Annotated in this window: 18 protein-coding genes; 17 read left to right on the forward strand and 1 reads right to left on the reverse strand. The window is 46.1% G+C overall.

Annotated features, from left to right (window positions below; genetic code table 11):
* From HQK80_11290 to HQK80_11365, 16 genes are all read left to right on the forward strand, one after another.
* The coding region (locus tag HQK80_11290) for a cobalt-precorrin-5B (C(1))-methyltransferase (protein ID MBF0222791.1) at positions 1-830 on the forward strand (830 nt) is incomplete at its 5' end.
* Positions 823-2,052, forward strand: a complete 1,230-nt coding sequence (gene cbiE / locus HQK80_11295; GenBank protein ID MBF0222792.1) for a precorrin-6y C5,15-methyltransferase (decarboxylating) subunit CbiE — start codon at positions 823-825, stop codon at positions 2,050-2,052. The genes HQK80_11290 and cbiE, both read left to right, overlap by 8 nt.
* Positions 2,042-2,767, forward strand: a complete 726-nt coding sequence (gene cobI, locus HQK80_11300; protein ID MBF0222793.1) for a precorrin-2 C(20)-methyltransferase — start codon at positions 2,042-2,044, stop codon at positions 2,765-2,767. The genes cbiE and cobI overlap by 11 nt, the downstream gene beginning before the upstream one ends.
* Positions 2,764-3,516, forward strand: a complete 753-nt coding sequence (gene cobM / locus HQK80_11305; GenBank protein ID MBF0222794.1) for a precorrin-4 C(11)-methyltransferase — start codon at positions 2,764-2,766, stop codon at positions 3,514-3,516. The genes cobI and cobM overlap by 4 nt, the downstream gene beginning before the upstream one ends.
* A gap of 349 nt (positions 3,517-3,865) precedes the next feature.
* The gene (locus tag HQK80_11310; protein MBF0222795.1) at positions 3,866-4,303 is read left to right on the forward strand and encodes a disulfide bond formation protein B; all 438 of its coding nucleotides are present in this window, start codon (positions 3,866-3,868) and stop codon (positions 4,301-4,303) included.
* Between the two features lie 98 nt (positions 4,304-4,401).
* Positions 4,402-4,956: a thioredoxin domain-containing protein gene (locus HQK80_11315; GenBank protein ID MBF0222796.1), complete on the forward strand. Its 555-nt coding sequence runs from the start codon at positions 4,402-4,404 to the stop codon at positions 4,954-4,956.
* Positions 4,957-5,011: 55 nt separating this feature from the next.
* On the forward strand, positions 5,012-5,521 hold the full coding sequence (locus HQK80_11320; GenBank protein MBF0222797.1) for a TlpA family protein disulfide reductase: 510 nt from the start codon (positions 5,012-5,014) through the stop codon (positions 5,519-5,521).
* 26 nt (positions 5,522-5,547) lie between these two features.
* Positions 5,548-6,243, forward strand: coding sequence for a pyridoxamine 5'-phosphate oxidase (pdxH, locus tag HQK80_11325; GenBank protein ID MBF0222798.1), 696 nt, complete (start codon positions 5,548-5,550; stop codon positions 6,241-6,243).
* A 12-nt stretch (positions 6,244-6,255) separates the two neighbouring features.
* The gene (locus tag HQK80_11330; protein MBF0222799.1) at positions 6,256-7,248 is read left to right on the forward strand and encodes a cobalt-precorrin 5A hydrolase; all 993 of its coding nucleotides are present in this window, start codon (positions 6,256-6,258) and stop codon (positions 7,246-7,248) included.
* Complete coding sequence (gene cobJ, locus HQK80_11335; protein ID MBF0222800.1) at positions 7,185-7,979, forward strand: precorrin-3B C(17)-methyltransferase; 795 nt, start codon at positions 7,185-7,187, stop codon at positions 7,977-7,979. The genes HQK80_11330 and cobJ overlap by 64 nt, the downstream gene beginning before the upstream one ends.
* A 25-nt stretch (positions 7,980-8,004) precedes the next feature.
* A complete protein-coding gene (locus HQK80_11340) occupies positions 8,005-9,543 on the forward strand; it encodes a methylenetetrahydrofolate reductase C-terminal domain-containing protein (GenBank protein ID MBF0222801.1) in 1,539 nt (512 codons plus the stop codon).
* An 88-nt stretch (positions 9,544-9,631) separates the two neighbouring features.
* The gene (locus HQK80_11345) at positions 9,632-11,059 is read left to right on the forward strand and encodes an amidophosphoribosyltransferase (protein MBF0222802.1); all 1,428 of its coding nucleotides are present in this window, start codon (positions 9,632-9,634) and stop codon (positions 11,057-11,059) included.
* 75 nt (positions 11,060-11,134) lie between these two features.
* On the forward strand, positions 11,135-12,106 hold the full coding sequence (locus HQK80_11350) for a KpsF/GutQ family sugar-phosphate isomerase (GenBank protein MBF0222803.1): 972 nt from the start codon (positions 11,135-11,137) through the stop codon (positions 12,104-12,106).
* 20 nt (positions 12,107-12,126) lie between these two features.
* Positions 12,127-12,693: a 4Fe-4S binding protein gene (locus HQK80_11355; GenBank protein MBF0222804.1), complete on the forward strand. Its 567-nt coding sequence runs from the start codon at positions 12,127-12,129 to the stop codon at positions 12,691-12,693.
* Positions 12,694-12,722: 29 nt separating this feature from the next.
* Positions 12,723-13,145: a hydrogenase iron-sulfur subunit gene (locus tag HQK80_11360; protein MBF0222805.1), complete on the forward strand. Its 423-nt coding sequence runs from the start codon at positions 12,723-12,725 to the stop codon at positions 13,143-13,145.
* Positions 13,142-13,810, forward strand: a complete 669-nt coding sequence (locus tag HQK80_11365) for a methylenetetrahydrofolate reductase C-terminal domain-containing protein (protein ID MBF0222806.1) — start codon at positions 13,142-13,144, stop codon at positions 13,808-13,810. Before HQK80_11360 ends, HQK80_11365 begins: the two co-directional genes overlap by 4 nt.
* Before the next feature lie 30 nt (positions 13,811-13,840).
* On the opposite strand, the gene HQK80_11370 is transcribed toward HQK80_11365, so the two are convergent.
* Positions 13,841-14,110 (reverse strand): hypothetical protein, encoded by a 270-nt coding sequence (locus HQK80_11370; protein ID MBF0222807.1) that lies wholly within the window; start codon positions 14,108-14,110, stop codon positions 13,841-13,843.
* 592 nt (positions 14,111-14,702) lie between these two features.
* Here HQK80_11370 and HQK80_11375 point away from each other — a divergent pair.
* Positions 14,703-15,353, forward strand: a complete 651-nt coding sequence (locus tag HQK80_11375) for an Hpt domain-containing protein (GenBank protein ID MBF0222808.1) — start codon at positions 14,703-14,705, stop codon at positions 15,351-15,353.
* The last annotated feature ends 79 nt before the right edge of the window (positions 15,354-15,432 follow it).

Raw genomic sequence — 15,432 nt, forward strand, 5'->3', positions numbered from 1 at the left:
GCACAACAAATGCGAAAACAAACCCAATTGAGGTTGAATTTCTGGCAGGCGAAGGCGTGGGCACAGTAACCAAACCCGGGCTTGCTCTTGCCGTAGGCGAACCGGCGATAAACCCGGTACCCCGCCAGATGATTATAGAGGCTCTGACAGAGGCTGTTCGAACTGTAAACCCTGATTTGAACCAAGTTATTCGCGTAACAATCCAGGTGCCTGGCGGAAAATTATTGGCTGAAAAAACATTAAATCACCGACTTGGTATTGTCGGCGGAATCTCAATTTTAGGTACAACTGGTATCGTCAAGCCCGTTTCAGCGGAAGCTTGGACCGCGACAATTGAGGCCAGCATGGATGTTGCCAGGCAAACAGAATGCACCGAGATAGTTCTATCCACAGGCCGCACCTCCGAAAAAGGTGTCCAGAAAATTGTTGATCTGCCCATTGAGGCCTTCGCCATGATGGGGGATTACCTGCAATTTTCCCTGGAAGCCGCCCAGAAACGTTTCTTTACTAAAATCCATCTGGCTGCAATGTGGGCCAAAGTCATGAAGGCTGCCATGGGTATCGGCCAAACCCATGTCAGGCACGGTGCTTTAGAGGTCGAAGAGGCCGCAGCTTTTATTGGAACAATCTCTAAAGAACCGTCTCTCGGCAAGAGCTTAGCTTCCGCCAATACTGCCCGGGAGATTTATCAACGACTCCTGGATTCCGGCCGAACAGACGTTGTCAAAAAAGTATGCCTTGCAGCTAAAAACTATGCTGAAAAAACTTCCGGGCTCCCCGTCAATGTCTACTTAATTGACAGCACCATGAAGGTGGTTGAACATGTCTAAAATTATCCTTATAGGCGTTGACCTACATGGCATAACGGAAGAAAAAATGGCTTTGCTCTCCGAATGCCAGGCCGTTTTTGCTACAAAACGTTTTACGCCTCTACTGGAAGGTGTCGATTGCCCAATCCACCCCATTACCCCACAGGCAGATGCATTGGCAAAAATAGAACAGTTACTCAAAGAGAATGCCACAATCGGAATGCTGGCCAGCGGTGACCCCTTGTTTTTCGGCATTGGCCAGACCTTAGTCAATACCTTTGGCAAAGATGCCATTGAGATTTATCCAGCCCTATCCTCCATGCAGATTGCCTTTGCCCGCATCAAGCGCTCCTGGCAGGATGCCCACGTTGTCAGCCTGCATGGCAGAAACAGTTTTTTAAAAACTGTGCTGCAGCATCAAACAATTTTTCTCTTCACCGATAAAACCAATACGCCTGGGGCGATAGCACTAAAGATTCTTGGTTTCATCGACGAAACTCCGGGTTCAAGTGCCAAAGACAGTTTCCAGGTCTTTGTTCTGGAAAACCTGGGAATGCCTAATGAGAAGATTAGCAAAGGATCTTTGTCTGAAATTGCCGCCCAAAGTTTCAGTGACCTCAATGTCATGATTGTTCTGGGCCCAGAGACACCGTCTGAATCATGCCCTTACCGTTTTGGTTTGACCGAAGAAGAGATTCAACATAGCAGAGGGTTGATTACTAAGGATGAAGTGCGTGCTGTTATACTTCACAAATTGAAACTGCCCGAAGAAGGGGTTTTGTGGGATATCGGCGCGGGCAGCGGATCGATATCCATTGAGGCCGCACGATTAAATCCCCGGCTTGATATCTATGCTGTCGAAAAAAACAGTACGGAGCAACAAAATATTATTGCAAATTGCCAAAAATATGGCCTCTCAAACCTCTCCTTAGTGAGAGGACAAGCGCCGGAAATGCTCGACAACTTACCCCAACCGGACCGCGTCTTTATCGGAGGTAACGGCGGCAAGTTGCCTGAGATAATCAGCTATATTTCGCAAGTTATACGTACAAATGGCAGGGTTATCCTTTCAGCTGTTATTGACGCAACTCGCGAGTCGGCACCACGGCTTTTACATGAAAAGGGTTTTCAGGTTGAAATCAGCGACGTTCAGGTTACTCGAAGAGCCTATCCAGAAGGGGATCGCCGCCCTGTGCAGCTCAACCCTATAACAATTATTACAGGAAGATCAAATGACAGGTAAGTTTTATGTTGTCGGTGTTGGCCCAGGTGATCCTGAGCTACTCACCTTACGAAGTATTCGCATCTTAAAAGAGAGTTCTGTGCTTATCGTGCCCAAGGGCAAAGAAGACGGCAACTCCACGGCACTTGCAATTATCGATCAGATTGTGCCAATGGAAGATAAAGAGATCATCGAGATCTATTTCCCCATGAAAAAAATCCGCATGGCAGAAAAACCGGATGCCGACGTTGATGCCGCCTGGCAACACGCCGCACGAATAATTGTCGATAAAATTAAGGCGGGCCATACTGTTTCTTTTCCAACCATCGGTGACCCGGCAATATACAGTACCGGATTTTACACCTGCCAGACCTTACTAAGTATTGCCCCGGAAATCGACACAGCAATCGTCCCTGGAGTCTCTTCTATCGGTGCCTGTGCGGCAACAGCAGGAATACCGCTTTGCCAAGGCGATGATATGATGGCGGTCATCCCAGCAACATTTGCCAATGACAAACTCACCGAGGTATTCTCCTCCTTTCAAACGGTTGTGCTCATGAAGGTGTATCGGGTAATGGACCGTATCGTTGCCTTACTTGATGATCTTGATCTTCTTGAGCATGCCCTGCTGGTTGAACGAAACTCACATAATTCAGAAAGAATTTTTACTGACCTCAAAGAGGCACAGCGTGCTGACCTGCACTATTTTTCAACCATTATTGTGAGGAAGCGATGAACCCAATCTATTTTGTAGGAGCTGGCCCAGGCGACCCCGAGCTCATAACCATGAAGGGACACCGTCTACTCAGTCAGGCAGATCTGATTATTTACGCTGGTTCTCTGGTAAACCCGCATCTGCTGGATGGCCTTGCGGCTGAGATTCACAACTCTGCCTCGATGAACCTTGATGAAATTGTTACTTTGATGATCGCCTCACATCGACAAAATAAAAAAGTGGTACGGCTGCACACCGGTGATCCAGCCATATTTGGTGCGATTAAGGAGCAGATGGTACTACTCGACAGTGCCACTATCCCTTACGAGGTGATCCCTGGTGTCAGTTCTGCGGCAGCCACTGCAGCCGCCTTGAAAGCAGAATTGACCCTGCCGGAAGTTTCACAGACCGTGATTATAACCAGGCAGGCGGGAAGGACTCCCGTGCCGGAGAAAGAACAGTTGCGCCTGCTTGCCGCCCATCAGGCAACCATGCTCATTTTTTTAAGTGTCGGGCTGATCGATACAGTTATGGAGGAACTTCGATTAGGAGGCTATCCGGATACAACCCCTGTTGCTGTAGTCGAGAAGGCCAGTTGGCCGGAACAAAAAATCGTCAGAGGTGATATTGCCTCAATTGCCGGCCAGATCCATTCAGCCAAAATCACCAAGACGGCGATGATTGCCGTAGGTCGCGTATTTGGCCAGGATGAGCTGCAAGCGGTCTCCAAGCTTTACGACAAAGAGTTCACACATGGCTGCAGGGCTTAGGATCTGCTCAGAAACAACTCCTATAACGAATAATTTACCCAGCTTTGCCTGCGGTTCCACGGTATGTAATAATGACACACTGGGTAAAATTGTTACACTTTTCATGGATTTTGCACAGGTAATTTCAATCTAGAAACTATTAAAAAATAATGTTAAGAACAAATATACGCATAGCTGCCCTACTGTCCTCCGGCCGCATAATCATTTACCTTAGGAACCTTCACAGTTATTTCCATAGTGGCATACCAATTGCTAATAACAACCCCCACTGATTTATATAGCCGTTCACTGGCCACTGACACAACAGCGCTTCTTATAACTAACGATTATCTTCTGGAGAAACTGTACTATGTCCAATTCTGACTCGACTTCAAATCCAAGCTGGACTCTTCTGTTTCTATGTTGGCTGCTGGTGAGCATATCAACAATGGGCAGCATTTTTTTCAGCAATGTCATGGAGTTTGCCCCCTGTGTATTGTGCTGGTACCAGAGGATATGTTTGTTTCCTTTAGTACTGATACTGGCCGCCGGTCTTTTCCCCTTTGATAAAACTGTTGTGAAGTATGCCTTACCTTTGGCTGTGGTCGGTTGGGCTATCGCGCTGTATCATAATTTACTCTACTCAGGGATTATCCCTGAAAACCTGCAACCCTGCAGCCAGGGTGTTTCATGTACAGAAGAGTACATCAATCTGTTTGGCTTTTTGACATTACCCATGCTTTCGTTATTATCATTTACAATTATTATAGCACTACTAACTGTTCTGAAAAGGAGGTTGTCTAAATGAAGTATCTATTATTCGGGGTTTCATGTCTGGTACTATTCTTTGTCTTTGTATTTGCCAGCTCTTACTACAAAGGTCAACAAACTGCCAAATACGGCTTTATGGCTAAAGAGAATGCTTCAACCTTTATCAGAGACCACTCGCCAACCCGTGGCAGCGATGACGCGAAAGTATTCCTTGTCGAATTTATGGATCCAGCGTGTGAGACTTGCGCCGCTTTTTCGCCATTAGTAAAACAGATAATGGATGCTAATCCCGGCAAGATCAAACTTGTTCTCCGTTATGCCCCATTTCATGATGGCGCCGATTCCTTTGTTAAAATTTTGGAGGCGGCAAAAAAACAGGGGAAATATTGGGAGACATTGGACGTCATGTTCAAGTCTCAGCCTTACTGGGCAAGTCACAGCAACCCTCAACCGCAGCGACTGTGGCAGTTCTTACCAAAAGCCGGGCTTGACATAGAACAGATCCGAAAGGATATGAACGACCCGGCAATTGCCCAGATCGTAGAACAAGACATTGCTGATGCAAAAACGCTTAACGTTCACAAAACGCCTGGGTATTTTGTCAACGGGAGACCGCTTCAGACTTTTGGATTTCGACAATTACAAGAACTCGTTCAATCTGAAATTGATGCAAACTATCCAACTAACTGAGACTATCTGCGCGTTGGCCTTACCTTTATCAAAAGCTACAAGGATCTAGATTATCATGAAGAGAATATCATGTTTATTGCCAACAGTTTTTTTACTCCTACTCTTAGTTACAGCCTGCGGGGAAGCCCCCCAAGTAGCGGAAGTAGGTAAACCTGCCCCTGATTTTACGCTGGTAGACGGAAACGGCAAGACCTGGACTCTGTCTGATCTCAAAGGACAGGTGGTGTTTATTAATTTTTGGGCAACCTGGTGTCCCCCTTGTCGAGAAGAGATGCCCTCAATGCAAAGACTCTATTCTATGCTCCCCAAAGATAGCTTTGAAATGCTGGCAGTATTGAGTCAGGATGACCCAAAACTGGCTAAGAGCTTTGCCCAGAAACTCGGCATCACTATGCCGATTCTTGATGACCAGGCCAACAAAATCGGTCCGGCATACGGTCTCACAGGTGTTCCAGAAACATTTATAGTTGACAAACAGGGTGTTCTTCGCGAAAAATTTATCGGCCCAGCTCAGTGGGACGCGCCAGTCTATCAGCAAATGTTGATGAAATATATCAACCAGTAGTTTTGGGGCGATAAAGTACACTACACATGCCTACAATACTAAAAAATATCATTATTAAAATATTGCGACGCCCTGCCAGTCGTTTCTTGTCCGAGCTTCAGCTTTCCGAGTCAACTGCCCCCGCTGACCCGCTACTCTTATTCAAAGACTGGTTTGACTTTGCAACAAAAATTGACCCGGATTTCGCCAACGCCTTAACGCTTTCAACCGCCACCTCCGCCGCGGTGCCTTCAAATCGAATTGTGCTCTTAAAAGATTATGACGAGATGGGGTTTGTTTTTTACACAAATTATGGGAGCCGCAAGGCTACGGAACTTGAAGAAAACCCACGGGCCAGCATGGTTTTCTGGTGGAAGGAGATTTACCGTCAAGTCCGCATTGAGGGTATAACTGAAAGGGTCAGTCAAGCTGAATCTGAAAACTATTTTGCGAGCAGGCCTCGAGGCAGCAAAATTGGCGCCTGGGCATCACGACAGAGCAGCGCCATTGCTTCCCGCCATGAACTCGTTAATAAAGTCAAAGAACTTCAGGATAAATACAAAGAGTCCGAGGTTCCACTACCGCCGTTCTGGGGCGGCTACCGCCTCACCCCACTGGTAATTGAGTTCTGGCAAGGCAAAGATGATCGTCTCCATGATCGCCTGCGTTATCGGAAAACAGTAAACGACCCGGCTTTGTCAAACTCAAACGAAACCTGGATCCGGGAACGACTCTCACCATAGAGGAAATTAGAGATGCGTGTGGTGGTACTGGCCATTACCAACGGCGGTAAAAATCTAAGCCAAAGGCTCTGCCAACAACTTCCTTTCACGATTGTAGAAATTGGAACTGGCGGCCTTAAAGCTGCTGTCCGTTCAATATGGAATCAATATGATGGAATTATTTTCATCATGGCAACTGGTATTGTAGTTCGGACAATCGCCCCACTCCTTCGTGATAAGAACACCGATCCCGCTATTGTCGTTATCGATGAGAGAGGTCATTTTGCCATCAGTCTACTCGCTGGTCATATTGGCGGCGGTAACGCCCTGGCCCAGGAAACTGCCGAAGCGCTTCAAGCAACAGCGGTCATCACAACTGCCTCTGATGTACTGGGACTGACAGCCATTGACCTCTGGGCCAGGCACAACAAGCTGACCGCCAGCAAAAAGGTACTTACACAACTCAGCAGTCTTCTGGTCAACAACGGCAAACTCTTTGTTGCCAGTGATTTTCCAGGAGAACTGCCGCCGGATTTCATACCTGTTCTTGATCGTCAGGCCCACACGCCAGAGTTGAATATTGCCCATAAAAAAGATGCTGAAAATGCCAATGTATTGACCTTACACCCACAGACTCTCGTTGTAGGCATTGGCTGTAATCGAAACACACCTTGCAGCGAAATTGAATCTGCAGTCAAATCAACATGCGAACAAAATGGCTTAGAGTTTCAAGCAATTAACTGCCTTGCCTCTATTGACCTGAAAAGTGATGAAGTAGGCTTGCTTGAATTTGCCAACTCATATAATATCCCCATTTTCTTTCATTCAGCCAAAGAGTTAAACACTATTAAAAACATCAATCCCTCGAAAGCCGTATATGCCGCTACTGGAGCATACGGGGTCGCAGAACCTGCCGCCCTGTTATCGGCACAAAGCACAAATCTAATCGTAGAGAAAACAAAATGGAAAAATGTGACAGTTGCCATAAGCGCAAAAGCAACCAATCTTTCGGAAAAGTATTTATAGTCGGCACAGGACCAGGCAGCATCGACCATATTACTTCTGCTGCCATCAAAGCAATTGACGGCGCCGACGTAATCGTAGGCTACAAGACCTATCTCGATCTGATCCCCGAACTCCTGGTCGGTAAGGAGATATTGTCCTCTGCCATGATGCAGGAAGTCGAACGCTGTAAAAAAACCTTGGAAATTGCCGAAAAAGGCCAAAAGGTTGCCATAATTTCAGGCGGTGATCCTGGAATTTATGCAATGGCCGGACTTATTTTTGAGCTGGCGGCTGAATCAAACTCCCCGACAGAGATTGAAGTCATCCCTGGAATTGCGGCAATAAACGGCTGTGCTGCGCGCCTTGGCGCCCCGTTAATGCATGATTTTGCGGCAATAAGCTTATCTGATCTTTTGACCCCGTGGTCAATAATCGAAAAACGTCTATCAGCCGCCGCCGAGGCCGATTTTGTAATTGCGCTCTACAACCCGAAATCAAAAAAACGAACAGAACATATCATCAAAGCCCGAGAGCGTATCATGGAACATCGTAGCGGCAAAACACCCGTTGGCGTTGTTACCGCCTGTAACCGTGACAATGAAAAGGTGACTATAACCACCCTTGACAATTTGCTTGACGCCGATATTAATATGCAGTCAACAGTGATTATAGGCAACTCAACCACCTTCCAGTGGAAAGAGTGCATGATTACCCCACGAGGTTACGCGGATAAGTATAGGTTTAGGGGTTAGGGGTTAGAGGTAAAGGGTGAAAGGTATGGTTGACACGTCCTCATCAACTTTTCGGGAATCACTCTTCAATGACCAGGAGTTCACCCTAACACTTGAGCTTGTGCCAAGCCGGGGTGGACGAAGTAAAGAACACAGCCGAATCCTCGCCCTGGCTAAAGAAGCCGCTCTTGACGGACGTCTGCAAGCGGTGAGTATAACTGAAAATGCCGGCGGTCATCCTGCTCTGTCTCCTGGAGTCCTTGGTGTTGAAATTCAGGCCTTGGGGCTTAACGTTATAAGTCACTTCTCCTGTAAAGACAAAAACAGGAACCAGATTGAAAGTCTTTTATTCGGATGGGACAGGCAATGCCTGCATGACTTACTGATTATTTCCGGTGATTACCCGCGCCACGGCTATCTCGGCAAACCAAAACCTGTTTTTGACCTTGACTCCGTGCATGTAATCGATCTTATTAACCGAATGAACAATGGGCGCTTTGATTTCAGCGGCCAGGCCTCGAATATCATCCAACAGACAACTTCTTTTTTGAAAGGAATCGCGCTTTCTCCTTTCAAGCTACTCCATTCTGAGCTCAGCCTACAGTATTTAAAATTACACAACAAGGCCGCTGTTGGTGCTGATTACATTATTACCCAGCTCGGCTTCGATGCCCGAAAATTTCATGAAGTTCTTGTCTATCTCAAAGAGCATGAAATCTCTCTGCCCGTTCTCGGAAATGTCTTTATTCCAAACGTACCCGTTATCGAACTCATCTACCGTGGCGAAATACCTGGTTGCATCATCACCGACGAGCTCTACCAGACCTTGAAACAAGAAGCAGGGTCATCCGACAGAGGCAAAAAGTCCAGGCTCACACGCGCCGCCAAACTGCTGGCTGTGTTGAAAGGCCTTGGCTATGATGGTGCCCACATCGGAGGCCCAGGTCTAAGCTTTAAGGACATTGATTACGTTATATCCCATGCTGAAACCTTCACTGATTCATGGCAGGACCTTGTTCCCGAGTTATCATATTGGCCGGCATCAGGAGCCTATTACTATGAAAAAGATAATTCAACCGGGCTGAACACGACAACCCCGAAAAAAATGCCCTGGAAAGGAAAACAACATGTGTCGCTCGGCTATGGCATGTCAAAAGTTGTCCACGACTGTTTTTTTGAGCCAAAGGGTTCGGGATATAATCTGGCGAAAAAGATATGCCTGGCTCTTAATGATAAAGGGTATGACAACCTGTTAATGCAAATTGAGCATTTCAGTAAGATACTGCTGTTCGGCTGCAAAAACTGCGGAGACTGCCGCATAGCTGAATTTGCTTTTTTATGCCCTCAGTCCGGTTGTGCCAAATACTTGCTGAATGGTCCGTGCGGAGGCAGCAGAGACGGCTGGTGCGAGGTTTATCCCAACAGAAAACGCTGCTTCTATGTGCTTGTTTATGAGCGTTTAAAAGCCCATAACCTCACAGAGCAATTACGAGCCCACTTTCAGCAGCCCAGGGACTGGTCAAAAAACAATACATCGTCCTGGCTGAATTTCTTTATCGATAGCGACAATATATCTAAGGGCTGACCGCTTAAAAAATTTATTTCCCATCAACAAAAAAAAGGGTATCATTGCTCCTTTTTTCAAGAGAAGTAACGCGAAATGCTTCGTGATTATGAAGGAAAGTACTATGCAGCCAGAGCCCCAAGATAGTCGCCCCAAGGAAGAGTGTGGCGTATGCGGAATATTTGGACATCAAGACGCCGCAAAGCTCACTTATTTTGGTCTTTATGCCTTACAGCATCGGGGTCAAGAAAGTGCCGGCATTGTCGCCTCAGACGGTCACTCAATTGCAGAACATAAGGCCATGGGCCTTGTTGCAGATGTCTTCACCGAGGAAAAACTGCAAACTCTTCAAGGCCATATTGCCATGGGCCATGTGCGCTACTCAACTACAGGTGCCTCTTGCGCCGTAAACGCACAGCCCTTCACCGCATCGCATCAAGGCGTAAGCCTTTCTGTTGCCCATAACGGAAATCTGGTCAACATACGCGAACTCCGTGAAGAGCTTGAAGCAAAAGGTGCTATTTTTCAATCAACAATGGACAGTGAGGTCGTTGTTCATCTTTTAGCCCATAATTCATGCCTTGGGTTGGAAGATTCCATCATTGAAACTTTCAACAAAATCAAAGGGGCTTTTTCTCTGCTCTTAATGACCAGGGACAAACTGATAGCCGTCCGTGACGCGCATGGGTTCCGACCTTTATGCATTGGTAAACTCAATAACGGCAGCTACATCATCGCCTCTGAAACCTGCGCGCTTGATCTGGTTGAAGCAAAATACGTACGGGATGTTGAGCCTGGTGAAATTTTAATCATCGACCGGGAAGGATTAAGAACTATCTCATCCCCGCCCAAGCATTCTCCCCGCTTCTGCATCTTCGAGCATGTTTATTTCGCCCGTCCCGACAGCGACATCTTTGGAATCAATGTGTACTCATGTCGAAAGCGCATGGGAGCAATTTTAGCAGAAGAAACAAACATAGAGGCAGACTTCGTTATGCCTTTCCCCGACTCTGGAAATTACGCCGCTATCGGCTACTCCCAGGCAGCAGGAATTCCCTTGGAAATGGGCGTTATTCGAAACCATTACATCGGCAGAACATTTATCCAACCCACTCAATCGATGCGTGAATTTGCTGTTCGTGTCAAACTCAATCCTGTCCGCTCCTTTTTAGAAGGCAAAAAAGTGCTCATCATGGAAGATTCAATTATCCGTGGCACCACAGGCAGAAGCCGAGTCAAATCTTTGAGAAATGCCGGCGCCAAAGAAGTTCACATGGTGATAAGCTGTCCACCCACCAAATTTCCTTGCTTCTACGGCATTGATTTTCCCTCTGGAGATCAACTTATCGCAGCAGAAAAATCTTTAGACGAAATAAGAAAGTCGCTCAAATTGGACTCCTTACAATACCTGTCGCTGGAAGGCTTAGTAAGGGCAACCGGCATGCCTAAGGAGAACTTCTGTCTCGCCTGTTTTAATAACGATTACCCTGTTGAGCCTGATCGAAAATTTCATAAGCTCACTCTAGGTCAAAAATAAACCCGGCTTCGCAGCCCCTTTGTGTAATCAACTGCAAATGGCTCGTACCACTTCGCCCAAGTAGCTAACGTACTGATGAATATTTCCCAGGCCAAAGAAGTTTTAAAAATAGAAGCTGAAGGGATCTTGTCACTTATTGACAAGCTTGATCATAACTTCCCCAAGGCAATTGAGCTGATTATGGCCTGTCCAAGTCGCGTAATCCTTACCGGCATTGGAAAATCAGGTATTATTTGTCAAAAAATTGCTGCCACCTTAAACAGTACCGGAACATCATCTTTTTTTCTGCACCCAGTTGAGGCTATGCATGGCGATTTAGGAATTGTCGATGCCAACGACGTCATTTTAGCTATTTCAAACAGTGGTGAAACCGTTGAGCTGAATATGCTGCTTCCGACATTAAAAACGCGCGGCAATAAACTCATTGTCATGACGGGCAATACGACATCGACAATGGCACGGTTTGCCGATGCAATACTTAACATTGGTGTTCCGAGAGAGGCCTGCCCACTCGGTCTAGCACCAACAGCCAGCACAACAGCTACTCTGGCGATGGGCGACGCCCTGGCTGTTGTACTGCTCAACATGAAAAAATTTAAAGAAAGCGATTTCCGCCGAAACCACCCAGGTGGCAGTTTAGGTGAGCGCCTCAAAACAATAGTCTCAGAGGTGATGCAGACAGGTGACCAAATCCCTTCTGTTTCAGAGCACGCCTCAGTTCGGGAAGCACTTATAGTGCTTAACGATAAAAACATCGGGGCCGTCTTAATTCTTTCGTCAAAAAATAAAATATTAGGTATTCTTACCGATGGCGATATCCGGCGACTTGTGGTTAAATCCCCTGACATTTTGACTCATAACGTAACGCAAATCATGACTCCAACTCCAAAGAACATTCAGCATGATCTGCTTGCCGCTGACGCTTTAAGCATTATGCAACACCATGAAGTTACCGTTCTGCCTGTTGTTAATCATGACAACACCCTAATTGGCATACTTCACCTGCACGAGTTGCTCGGCAAGGGTGAGTTCAGGGTACTTATTTAAACAACTAAAGAGAGATTCCTATGGGAGTTACCAACAAAGAAATCAACTCACAGTTCAGCCATGAAGTCACTAGTCTGCCAGGAGGCGAATGGCTCAACCGCTGTTTTTCGTGCGGGGCATGCAGCGGAGCCTGCCCAGTCAGTCAGGCAATCCCTGATTTCGACCCTCGAAAAATAATACATATGATTCGTATGGGACTGAAGGATCGGGTATTATCCTCGGATCTCCTCTGGTACTGCTCTAAATGTAGATCGTGTATCTTTGTTTGTCCCCAAAATGTTGGTTTTGCAGACATCATGACCGCCCTTCGTAAAATTGCCATAACTGAGGGCTATGTAAGCAAACAGGAGTTACTGGATAAAGGTAAAGTCGCCTGGGTAGAGCGTGATCAGTGCGTATCATGCCTGACATGTGTACGTGTATGCCCCTGGAGCGTGCCTAAAATTGATGCCAAAGGCGTTGCATTTATCAAAGAAGATGAGTGTAGAGCCTGTGGAATTTGTGTAAGTGAGTGCCCTGCTCAGGCTATTAAGTTAAATGTAGCTGAAGATGAAAAACTGCTGGCCGCCTGCGGAATCAGCAAATAGTTGAAATACAGACAGGCTAGGTGAATTAAATGAGCTTCAACCCTAATATTCAAGCATATTGCTGCCATTACACCTCTCAGCAATCTTGTTCTGAAAATGGCGGAGGACTCCTGGAAGACGGCTTTCCAGCGAATATTACCATTAACAGACTTCCCTGTTCAGGAAAACTTCAGGTCAGCACCTTATTGCAGGCCTTTGAGGATGGAGCGGATGGGGTATATGTCGTCGGCTGCCCAAAGGATTCCTGCCACAATGTCATGGGAAGTCAAAGGGCGGCTAAAAAGGTTCTTGCGGTTAAAAGTGCTTTAAATGAACTTAACGTAGAACCGGATCGAATTGAAATGTTTCACCTTGAGCGCGGGCTTCATCCGGAATTTATCAAAGCGGCAATACAGATGGATGCTCAAATCAAGAAGCTCGGCCCTAGTCCGTTTAATGGAGGTGGCAAATGATCGTTGCTAAACGTAAGCCGGTTGCTGAAATTGTAGAGATGGTTAAAGAGTTTAAACGCGTCTTGGTTTTAGGCTGCCGGGGCTGTGTTTCTGTTTGCTCTGCCGGAGGTGAACGAGAGGTTGAAATTCTGGCTTCGCTTCTTCGTTTGGGGTGTAAAAAAGAAGGGAAAGAGATCAATACCATCTGCGCAACACTCGTTAGGCAGTGTGACAAGGAATATATTGATGCAATGGACGAGTGGGATGGTCAATATGACGCTATAGTTTCAATGGCCTGCGGTGTGGGTGTCAACTTCGTGGCAAACCTACGCCCTTTTGCAAAAGTCTACCCTGGCGTCAATACTACCTTTATGGGCGGTTCTGTTGACCAGGGGGTTTGGAGTGAGCAGTGTGCCGGTTGCGGAAACTGCGTTTTACACCATACTGGTGGTCTTTGCCCGGTCGCCCGTTGTGCAAAGAGCTTAATGAATGGTCCCTGCGGTGGTTCAGTTGGTGGCCGTTGTGAGATACATGCCGATGTGCCATGTATCTGGCAGGCAATTCATGATAAACTCACACAGCTTGACAGACAAAAAGAGTTGCTGACTATTGCTCCAATTAGAGACTGGCGTTCAGCTGGTCACGGTGGCCCTCGAACTTCCGTGCGGGATGATCTAACCCTCTGATAATAAGCTTAACAGTCGTCACTTCCAAGATTACTCTTGTAACGAATTGTGGCGTTTACGATTAACAGTCTGCTTCCAATAAGGCTTTCTCTCATGCGTACCCTTGTTGCTCGAATTTCCGGCTGCCGGCTTTATTTTATTAAGCAAGGGACGCACTTTCTGGACTTCCTGATCTGCTGCAACTGAGAATTGAAGAGCTACCGTATTTGATATCGACTCAGAGTTGTTTTCCGATGCCCAACAAACCGATACCGCAAAAAATGTCGCACAGCCTGCGAGAATAGCGCTTTTCCAACGCATAAATCCACCCCCCCCACTTAGGTTCATAATAGCTCCATGGCCCCCTGCCACAAAGAGTTACCCCCTCTGATTTTAAATTTGGTTACTTGCGGCTGTTTCGCATTTAACATTTATCAGTTTTACTTATACTCCCTCTTATCGACCATCGTTGTCAAGAATAAAACAACTCATTGCATTTTCATTAACCATTCATCTTTTCAGACAGTTTTACCGAAATATCTTGCCACAGATTTTAAACGAAAATGTACAAATATTTATTTTTTAAGTGTAGAGTTGTATATAAGACCAACCTGATTGAGTAAACGACACTCAACTAAGCTTCTTGCAAAAAGACCGTCATCCCCGAGTGTTTTTATCGGGGATCCAGAAAAACACCTGGTTTCCCGCTGACTACATGCGGGAAAGACGACTATAGGGAAATTCATAAAGCAACATTATCTCATTTTGCAAGAGGCTCTACTAACCACCAACACAACAGATAAAATGCCCAATAAAAATTATGCAGTTCACCATGAAGAGGTTTGCAATCCATAAGCTCAGCAATACCTTTGACTAACTTACTTTTCAATTAATCAGCAGCAGGATACTTACTATGGAATCATCACACGCTCTTGAATTTCAAAAAGAAACAAGCAAGTTATTCGAAAACATCTCTTCTTCACTATCAAAGCTTCAGTCCGGCACCGCCGACAACTCCCTTTTTCACCAGCACTATCTCTACTGGCATGAGATCAAAAGCCTGGCAAGCCTATTTTCCTTAACAGACATAGCCACCATTGCACATCAAATTGAGTCCTTGTTTGACTTGGTCAGCACTCATCGAATCAGCCTTTCTCAAATTGACATCAACTGTTTTACCGAAACCATTGACTATATCAATGCTTCACTTAACATGAGTATTCATAACCAGCCGCACACCCTCAGTCTTGAAAATTTACTAAGCAAAATTCATCATATTTCTGGTACGACCGCCGGCACTATTTCCTCAGCATCTGAAGGGGCAGAGCGTCCCGGTAAACAAGCGACCATGGGCCATAATTACACCGCAAAAATCCTTGAGAAGAAAAATATATCTACTCGCTGTAACATTGTCGTGCAAACGGCGATTCAATCAATTACCCAACTAACCAGCCTGGCTAAAAAAGAGTGCGTCCAAGAAATTATCAGAAAACCTATTTCTCCCTCCCGAATTAATGAGTGTTTATCTCGTTACTGCCTTTCCCCTTATGCCATGAATATCTAAGGCGCGCTGAAGACATTTTCAGATAATTAAAAAGAGTTCAACCAACTTCTTGCAGTGGCCCTGCCATCGTGGTATAAAG

Source organism: Desulfobulbaceae bacterium, from assembly GCA_015231515.1.
Taxonomy (GTDB): domain Bacteria; phylum Desulfobacterota; class Desulfobulbia; order Desulfobulbales; family VMSU01; genus JADGBM01.

Excerpts from the sequence above, each read along its gene's own strand:
- cbiE (MBF0222792.1), top strand. The coding sequence starts at position 823 with ATGTCTAAAATTATCCTTATAGGCGTTGACCTACATGGCATAACGGAA.
- cobI (MBF0222793.1), top strand. The coding sequence starts at position 2,042 with ATGACAGGTAAGTTTTATGTTGTCGGTGTTGGCCCAGGTGATCCTGAG.
- cobM (MBF0222794.1), top strand. The coding sequence starts at position 2,764 with ATGAACCCAATCTATTTTGTAGGAGCTGGCCCAGGCGACCCCGAGCTC.
- HQK80_11310 (MBF0222795.1), top strand. The coding sequence starts at position 3,866 with ATGTCCAATTCTGACTCGACTTCAAATCCAAGCTGGACTCTTCTGTTT.
- HQK80_11315 (MBF0222796.1), top strand. The coding sequence starts at position 4,402 with ATGGCTAAAGAGAATGCTTCAACCTTTATCAGAGACCACTCGCCAACC.
- HQK80_11320 (MBF0222797.1), top strand. The coding sequence starts at position 5,012 with ATGAAGAGAATATCATGTTTATTGCCAACAGTTTTTTTACTCCTACTC.
- pdxH (MBF0222798.1), top strand. The coding sequence starts at position 5,548 with ATGCCTACAATACTAAAAAATATCATTATTAAAATATTGCGACGCCCT.
- HQK80_11330 (MBF0222799.1), top strand. The coding sequence starts at position 6,256 with ATGCGTGTGGTGGTACTGGCCATTACCAACGGCGGTAAAAATCTAAGC.
- cobJ (MBF0222800.1), top strand. The coding sequence starts at position 7,185 with ATGGAAAAATGTGACAGTTGCCATAAGCGCAAAAGCAACCAATCTTTC.
- HQK80_11340 (MBF0222801.1), top strand. The coding sequence starts at position 8,005 with ATGGTTGACACGTCCTCATCAACTTTTCGGGAATCACTCTTCAATGAC.
- HQK80_11345 (MBF0222802.1), top strand. The coding sequence starts at position 9,632 with ATGAAGGAAAGTACTATGCAGCCAGAGCCCCAAGATAGTCGCCCCAAG.
- HQK80_11350 (MBF0222803.1), top strand. The coding sequence starts at position 11,135 with ATGAATATTTCCCAGGCCAAAGAAGTTTTAAAAATAGAAGCTGAAGGG.
- HQK80_11355 (MBF0222804.1), top strand. The coding sequence starts at position 12,127 with ATGGGAGTTACCAACAAAGAAATCAACTCACAGTTCAGCCATGAAGTC.
- HQK80_11360 (MBF0222805.1), top strand. The coding sequence starts at position 12,723 with ATGAGCTTCAACCCTAATATTCAAGCATATTGCTGCCATTACACCTCT.
- HQK80_11365 (MBF0222806.1), top strand. The coding sequence starts at position 13,142 with ATGATCGTTGCTAAACGTAAGCCGGTTGCTGAAATTGTAGAGATGGTT.
- HQK80_11370 (MBF0222807.1), bottom strand. The coding sequence starts at position 14,110 with ATGCGTTGGAAAAGCGCTATTCTCGCAGGCTGTGCGACATTTTTTGCG.
- HQK80_11375 (MBF0222808.1), top strand. The coding sequence starts at position 14,703 with ATGGAATCATCACACGCTCTTGAATTTCAAAAAGAAACAAGCAAGTTA.